Genomic DNA, 7,305 nt, shown 5'->3' with positions numbered 1-7,305 from the left:
GTCGCCACACGCCCCGCGGCCGCGGCCGCCCCACGACGGCGGCGGATGCGACGAAGCACGCGGTCTCGATCGCGAGGGCCGCCCCGGGGGCGACCGCGGAGCGACGGTCGCGCGTCAGCCACCAGGTCGCGCCGCACCAGAACGCCCCGTTCGCGATCGTCTGCGGCACGCCCGAGTACCACGAGAGCGGGTGGGTGAGCCGATCGAGCAGCTCGCGGGCCTCCGGTGGTTCGACGGGCACGCCGCGATCACCGTCGACCGGCCCGTGTCCGAACGTCGACTGGAGCGCGCGCACCGCCCGGTCCTCGACGGGGTCGTCGCCGCCGATGCGTCGCACTGCCCGACCGACCGCCGCGAGCACCGCGATCGCTCCGAGCGCCGGCAGCACGGTCGAACGGAGGAACGGGCGCATGCCCGCAGCCTATTCGCGCGGCGGCGGGTTTCCCGTGCCGCGCCCGTAGGCTCGTGGACCATGGCCCTCGGTGCGACGATCCACACGTTCGATGTGCAACTGGCGGACGTCGACCGCGGCCGCTACGAGAGCCTGACGCTCCGCATGGCTCGGCACCCCTCCGAGACGGACGCGTTCATGGTGACCCGCCTGCTCGCCTACTGCCTCGAGTACGAGGAGGGCATCGCCTTCAGCGAGGGGATCGCCGCGACCGACGAGCCGGCCGTCCTCGTGCGCGACGACACCGGGCGCATGCTCGCCTGGATCGAGGTCGGCGCCCCGGATGCCGACCGCCTGCACCGCGGGGCCAAGCTCGCCGATCGCGCCGCCGTCTACACGCACCGCGATCCTGCGAAGGTCGCCGCGGCGTGGGCGGGGAAGCGGATCCATCGCGCCGAGGAGATCCCGCTGGTCAGCTTCGACCCCGGGTTCGTCGACGACGTCGCCGCGGTGCTGGAGCGCCGGAACTCGATGACCCTCTCGGTCACGGAACGCCACCTGTACCTCGAGCTGAACGGGTCGAGCCTCAGCACGGCGATCCACGAGCAGCGGGCGGGCTGAACGCGAGTACGGCCCGATCCGGTGCACCTCACACGCACGCACCTGGCGGGATCACGCACCGCGCGGATTTCCGCCCCCGTTCGGGGGTCGCAGGAGCCATCGGTCAGTGCCAGTGTTGCGTTCGGCGGCATCCGCTCATCGCGGTGCATTCGGGGGAATCATGCCAAGCCAGATCTGCATCGAAGTCGACGGGAAGACCCTGTGCTTCCCTCTGTACGAGCCGGTCCGGCGGAGATGGGTGGACCCGTTCGGTCCGACACCGGATCCGTGGGGGAATATCTTCGGCCCTCACCCCGAGCCTTGGCGTGACCTGGTGATCTTGGACGTCTTGGTCGATCTTGCCCGGTCATTGTCCGAACGGATCGATGTTCGGGACGAGCTCGTGCAGATGGCCCATGGTGCCTTGACCGCCGCTGTCGAGGATCTCGGCGTCGGCGCCGAACTGAGGAGCGTCGACCGGAGGGCGGCAACTGACTGAACTTGTCGGAGCGTGCCCCGCCAGGGCGCGCTTCGGTGGGGCCGGCGCCGGTGGCGCGCGCCGGCTGACGAGGAGATAGGGGGAACCATGTCGCATCAGATCTGCGTCGAGGTCAACGGGGAGAAGGTCTGCTTCCCGTTGTACATGCCGATTCGCTGGTGGTGGGAGGACCCGAACCCTCCGGACCCGAGGCGGCCGGACCCCGACCCATGGCGTGACCTCTTCATCCTGAACGCCCTCGTCGACGTAGCCGGCTCCCTGTCAGCCCGGATCGGGGCCAGAGACGAGCTCGTCCAGATGGCGCAGCGCACGCTGCAGGTCGCCGTCGAGGACCTCGGCGTCGGCGCGGAGCTGAGGATGATGGAACGACCATCCTGAGAGCCGGCCACGGCGGGTGACGGGAGCTTCAGCGAGCTGTCGCGCTCCGCACGACTTCCTGATGACCGGACGCCCGTATCCGCCTCCGAGTCTGATCTCGGAGAGCGGCTGAACGCGAGAACGGCCCGATCCGCACGGGACCGAGCCGTTCTCGTGGGTGGTGGTGTGTTCGGGAAATCGATCATGCCCATACGTGGGCGGCTCCCCAGCCTCCGTCGTTTGCGCGATTCCACGCTCTTGGGATTGTCGTTCCACGCTTGCGCAGCCATCGAGGTGCACCCCGCCACAGCATCCAATGTTCCGATCTTTGGCGATCCGCTCCGAAAGCCCCTGCCTCACCCGCCATGACAAGCGCAACGCGCGAGACAGCGTCACCGCTGATCACGACTTCGAGGGCGACCTGGCCCGGCCTCCCGTCGATCGAACGGAGACCCCTTCGATAGCTCTCATCGTCGGCGGACTCGCGCCGAGACCGGCGGAGCCGGACAACTTCTGTCGCGCTCCTGAGTACCAGTGGTGAACGCGACCAGAGCTGCGCCATGCCACCGGCGCCGGCGGTCGGGTCGTAGATCGAACGAACGACATCCGACTTCGTCAGAGCTGTCTCGTTCATACTCCCGCACCATCCGCCCAGAGAGTGACCCTCTGGCGAGGGTGTCGGACCCGGAACGGAAAACGGCCCGGGTCGATGACCCGGGCCGATTGGATGGTGGTGCGCAAGGGGGGAGTTGAACCCCCACGCCCTCACGGGCACACGGACCTGAACCGTGCGCGTCTGCCTATTCCGCCACTTGCGCATACCGCTTCGCACGAGGTGCGAACCAGCCAACCGAGACTAACACAGGTCATCGGGGCGCCCGAATCCGCGGATGCCGCGGGCGGCCCGCCCCGTGCGGCGGGCCACGAGCGGCCACCGGAGTCCCTTCGCATCCGCCCGGAACCGCGACCGCATCTCGCGCCGCCGACGACTGCGGGCTTAGCCTTGCACCACGGCACCGGCGCCCGACCCGCCCCCGATCGAAAGGATCGCCCGTGACCCACCCCCGCGACGCGCATGCGCCCGTCGATCCGCACGACGTCGACCTCGGCGGCATCCGCGGCTGGTTGTTCGACCTCGACGGGGTGCTGACGCCGACCGCGGTCGTCCACATGCACGCATGGGCGCGCCTGTTCGCGCCGTTCCTCGAGGCGCACGGCGCCGAGCCGTACCGCGACGCCGACTACTTCGCCTACATCGACGGCAAGCCGCGCTACGACGGCGTCAGGTCGCTGCTCGAGAGCCGCGGCATCCGCCTGCCCGAGGGCGAGGTGTCCGACGCGCCCACCGAGGAGACCGTGCACGGGCTCGGCAACCGGAAGAACGAGGCCTTCAACGCGACGCTCGCCGAGGAGGGCGTGGAGCCGTACCCCGCGAGCGTCGCGCTGCTCGACGCGATCGAGCGTGCGGGCGGGGACGTCGCGGTGGTGTCGAGCTCCAAGAACGCGCCCGCGGTGCTCGAGGCTGCAGGGCTCGCCGAGCGCTTCGAGGTCGTGGTCGACGGCGCGGTCGCCGCGCGCGAGGGCATCGTCGGCAAGCCGGCGCCCGACATGTTCGAGCGCGCGGCCGAGCTCCTGGGCCTCGCGCCCGAGGAGTGCGCCGTCATCGAGGATGCGGAGTCGGGCGTCAAGGCCGGCGCGAGCGGTCCGTTCGCGCTCGTCGTCGGCGTCGACCGCGGGGTGGGGCGCGAGGCCCTCACCGAACTCGGCGCCGACGTGATCGTCGACGAGCTCGACGAGCTCATCCCGGCCCTCGAGCGCGCCGGAGAGACATCCGCCATCGTCAACGACGCAGCCGACCCCCAGACCCCGACCGCCGCAGCACCCACCGCACCAGAAGAGGAGGACCGCGCATGAGGTTCGCCGACACCGATCCGCTGAACCGCACGATCTTCCCGGTCGACGAGTGGGCGCTCGTCGAGACCGAGTTCGGCGTCGACGACATGGGCCGCACCGAGACCCTCTTCGCCGTCGGCAACGGCTACCTGGGCCTCCGCGGCAACGTGGAGGAGGGCCGCGACGGCCACGTGCACGGCACGTTCATCAACGGCTTCCACGAGACGTGGCCGATCCGCCACGCCGAGGAGGCGTTCGGGTTCGCGCGCGTCGGGCAGACGATCGTCAACGCGCCGGATGCCAAGGTCCTGCGCCTCTACGTCGACGACGAGCCGCTCGTCCTCACCGAGGCCGAGATCATGGGGTACGAGCGCCGGCTCGACTTCCGGCTCGGCGTCCTGAGCCGTCGGATCGAGTGGCGCACGCCGTCGGGCAAGCGCGTGCTCATCACGAGCCGCCGCATGGTGAGCTTCACCGACCGCCACCTCGGCGTGATCGACTACGAGGTCGAGCTCCTCGACGCCGACGCGGCGGTGACGATCTCCAGCCAGATCCTGAACCGCCAGGACGGACGCGACGAGTACCGGAGCGGAGTGACGGAGGCGCCGGGCGCGTTCGACCCGCGCAAGGCCGAGACCTTCACCGAGCGCGTGCTGCAGCCGCGCGTGCAGAAGCGGACGGAGGACGGCCGCTACGTCCTCGGCTACCAGACGACGAACTCGAAGATGGCCATCGCGGTCGGCGCGCAGCACTCGATCACGACCGACAACGAGTTCAGCGAGAGCAGCTCGATCGGCGACGACCTGGCCAAGCACATCTACCGCGTCCGCGCCCGGCAGGGCGTGCCGATCCGCATCACGAAGCTCGTCAGCTACCACACGGCCAGGAAGGTCCCTGCGCGCGAACTCGTCGACCGGTGCGAGCGCACCCTCGACCGGGGGGCCGAGGTCGGCGTCGCCGAGCTGTTCGCGCAGCAGCGCGCCTGGCTGGAGGACTTCTGGGCCCGCTCCGACGTCGAGATCGCCGGCCAGCCCGAGCTGCAGCAGGCGACGCGGTGGAACCTGTTCCAGCTCGTCCAGGCCACGGCCCGCACCGACGGCGGCGGCGTCGCCGCGAAGGGGGTGTCGGGCTCGGGCTACGGCGGACACTACTTCTGGGACTCCGAGATCTACGTGATGCCGTTCCTCAGCTACACCGCGCCCATCGTGGCGCGGAACGTGCTGCGATTCCGGCAGCGGATGCTCGAGCCCGCCCGCGCCCGCGCGCTCGAGATGAACCAGCACGGGGCGCTGTTCCCGTGGCGCACCATCAACGGCCAGGAGTCGAGCGCGTACTACGCGGCCGGCACCGCGCAGTACCACATCGACGCCGACATCTCGTACGCGCTCTGCCAGTACGTGGCCGCGACGGGCGACGAGGACTTCCTCGCGCGCGGCGCGATCGACATCCTCGTCGAGACCGCCCGCATGTGGGAGGACCTCGGCTTCTGGCGCACCAACACCGACGACGTGTTCCACATCCACGGGGTCACCGGACCCGACGAGTACACGACCGTGGTGAACGACAACCTCTACACGAACGTCATGGCGCGCGCGAACCTCGCCGCGGCGGCCGGGGCGGTCGACAACCTCCAGGTCCTCGACCCGCACGCGCACAAGCGGCTCGTCGAACGGCTCGGGGTGACGCCGGCCGAGGTCGCCGGCTGGCGCCGCGCCGCGGCGTACATGCACATCCCGTTCGACGAGATGCTCGGCGTGCACCCGCAGGATGCCGCGTTCCTCGAGAAGGAGCTGTGGGACCTCGAGCACACGCCCGACAACCGCCTCCCCCTGCTGCTGCACTACCACCCGCTCGTCATCTACCGGTTCCAGGTGCTGAAGCAGGCCGACGTGGTGCTCGCCCTGTACCTGCAGGGCGATCGCTTCACGACCGAGGAGAAGCTGGCCGACTTCGAGTACTACGACCCGCTGACCACGGGCGACTCGACGCTGTCGGCGGTGGTGCAGTCGATCATCGCGTCCGAGGTCGGGTACCACGAGCTCGCGCTGCGCTACTTCCGCTCGGCGCTGTTCGTCGACCTCGCCGACCTGCACCACAACGCCGCCGACGGCGTGCACGTGGCCTCCACGGGCGGCGTCTGGGCGGGGCTGGTGTCCGGCTTCGGCGGCTTCCGCGACCACAACGGCCGGTTCACCTTCGACCCGCGGCTCCCCGACGGCTGGGAGCGGCTCTCGTTCCGGCTCACCATCCGGGGCACCCGGGTCAGGGTCGACCTGACCGAGGAGGCGATCCGGTTCCAGCTCGAGACGGGTGGGCCGAACGCCTCGCTGCTGATCGAGGTGCGCGGAGAAGAGGTCGTGGTGACCGCCGACACGCCCGTGACGGTCCGGCTCGACGGGCACGGCGCGCGGCGGGTCGGGGCACCGACGATGCGGAACGTCCGCGGTGCGCGGCGTGCCGACGGCACGCTGCTCACGGCGTCGATCCCGACCCTGTCGCTGGACATGGACGAGGACGAGCAGGCCGCGGCCTTCGACTGAGTCGAAGCTCTCGGAACCGCATCGTTCGTGCCGGAGCCCGGCGCATTGGCACGGCCTGCGGTTAGCATGTGAGTCGAAAACGCACCGGACGGGAGACCTGTGGGCCTACTGGACAACTTCGAGAAGGGTCTCGAGCGCGCGGTCAACGGCGCGTTCGCCAAGACCTTCCGCTCGGGGCTGCAGCCCGTGGAGATCACGGCGGCGCTCAAGCGCGAGATCGACACGAAGGCGGCCGTCGTCTCCCGAGACCGCGTCCTCGTGCCGAACCGCTTCATCGTGCGGATGTCTCCCGCCGACCACCAGCGCATGGACTCGCTCGGCCCGGCACTCGTCGACGAGCTCACCGACCTGGTGCAGAAGCACGCTGCGAACCAGCGCTTCCAGTTCGCCGGTGGCATCACGATCGTGCTCCACCCCGATCCGGGCCTGTCCGAGGGCATGGTGCAGGTCGAGTCGCAGAACGTGAAGGGCCGCGTCGCCTGGACTCCCGTGCTCGACGTCGACGGCCGCCGCCATCCGATCCTCAAGGGCCGCACGGTCATCGGCCGCGGCAGCGAGGCCGACCTCACGCTCGACGACTCGGGCGCATCGCGTCGGCACGCCGAGGTGCAGTGGGACGGCCAACGGGCCCGCGTGCGCGACCTCGGCTCGACGAACGGCACCCAGCTCGACGGCCGCGCCGTCAAGGAGTCGGTGCTCGAGCCCGACTCGGTCATCACGATCGGTCGCTCGCGTATCGTGTTCCGGGTGCTCGCCCAAGCCGACCCGACCGAGACTGCGGCCTCCCGCATCGACCCGGCTTCCCCGCGCCGCGACGACGGCGGATTCTGGGGGCCCGATCGATGAGTGAACTCACGCTGCTCGTCCTGCAGCTCGGCTTCCTGCTCCTGCTGTGGGTGTTCGTGTTCGCCATCGTCTACGCGCTCCGCAGCGACCTGTTCGGCCAGCGCGTCCGCAAGCTCCAGCCGGATGCCGCGGCCGCCTCGGCCGGTGCCGCGCCGGCGGCGAGCGCGACCGCCCCGACC

At 70.3% G+C, this 7,305-nt stretch carries 6 protein-coding genes, 1 tRNA gene and 2 pseudogenes; 7 read left to right on the top strand and 2 right to left on the bottom strand.

Going from position 1 to position 7,305, the window contains the following annotated elements; all coding sequences use genetic code 11:
• Positions 1–412: pseudogene (locus ESO86_RS08310) on the bottom strand (hypothetical protein); the annotation flags it as partial.
• Between the two features lie 60 nt (positions 413–472).
• Here ESO86_RS08310 and ESO86_RS08305 point away from each other — a divergent pair.
• The 3 genes from ESO86_RS08305 to ESO86_RS08295 all read left to right on the top strand — a co-directional run bounded on the left by ESO86_RS08305 (position 473) and on the right by ESO86_RS08295 (position 1,868).
• Positions 473–1,012 carry a YaeQ family protein gene (locus ESO86_RS08305; protein ID WP_129234474.1) on the top strand — a complete coding sequence of 180 codons (540 nt, stop codon included), beginning with the start codon at positions 473–475 and terminating at the stop codon, positions 1,010–1,012.
• Between the two features lie 160 nt (positions 1,013–1,172).
• Positions 1,173–1,490, top strand: a complete 318-nt coding sequence (locus ESO86_RS08300) for a hypothetical protein (RefSeq protein WP_129234473.1) — start codon at positions 1,173–1,175, stop codon at positions 1,488–1,490.
• Positions 1,491–1,577: 87 nt separating this feature from the next.
• Positions 1,578–1,868 carry a hypothetical protein gene (locus ESO86_RS08295; protein ID WP_129234472.1) on the top strand — a complete coding sequence of 97 codons (291 nt, stop codon included), beginning with the start codon at positions 1,578–1,580 and terminating at the stop codon, positions 1,866–1,868.
• A 710-nt stretch (positions 1,869–2,578) separates the two neighbouring features.
• Here ESO86_RS08295 and ESO86_RS08290 read toward each other — a convergent pair.
• A tRNA-Leu gene (locus ESO86_RS08290) sits at positions 2,579–2,665 on the bottom strand.
• A gap of 295 nt (positions 2,666–2,960) precedes the next feature.
• Between ESO86_RS08290 and ESO86_RS08285 the strand changes: the two genes are divergently transcribed.
• The 4 genes and pseudogenes from ESO86_RS08285 to ESO86_RS08270 form a co-directional block, all read left to right on the top strand.
• Positions 2,961–3,761 (top strand): HAD family hydrolase, encoded by an 801-nt coding sequence (locus tag ESO86_RS08285; RefSeq protein ID WP_129234475.1) that lies wholly within the window; start codon positions 2,961–2,963, stop codon positions 3,759–3,761.
• Complete coding sequence (locus tag ESO86_RS08280) at positions 3,758–6,280, top strand: glycoside hydrolase family 65 protein (RefSeq protein ID WP_129234471.1); 2,523 nt, start codon at positions 3,758–3,760, stop codon at positions 6,278–6,280. Before ESO86_RS08285 ends, ESO86_RS08280 begins: the two co-directional genes overlap by 4 nt.
• Positions 6,281–6,379: 99 nt before the next feature.
• Positions 6,380–7,126 carry an FhaA domain-containing protein gene (locus ESO86_RS08275; RefSeq protein WP_129234470.1) on the top strand — a complete coding sequence of 249 codons (747 nt, stop codon included), beginning with the start codon at positions 6,380–6,382 and terminating at the stop codon, positions 7,124–7,126.
• Positions 7,123–7,305, top strand: a pseudogene (locus ESO86_RS08270) (FHA domain-containing protein FhaB/FipA); the annotation flags it as partial. The gene ESO86_RS08275 and the pseudogene ESO86_RS08270, both read left to right, overlap by 4 nt.

The sequence above is a fragment of the Agromyces binzhouensis genome (genome assembly GCF_004135055.1).
Taxonomy (GTDB): Bacteria; Actinomycetota; Actinomycetes; order Actinomycetales; family Microbacteriaceae; genus Agromyces; species Agromyces binzhouensis.
Note: the sequence above shows the minus strand (reverse complement) of the source record. Positions and strands in the feature narration are given on the sequence as shown.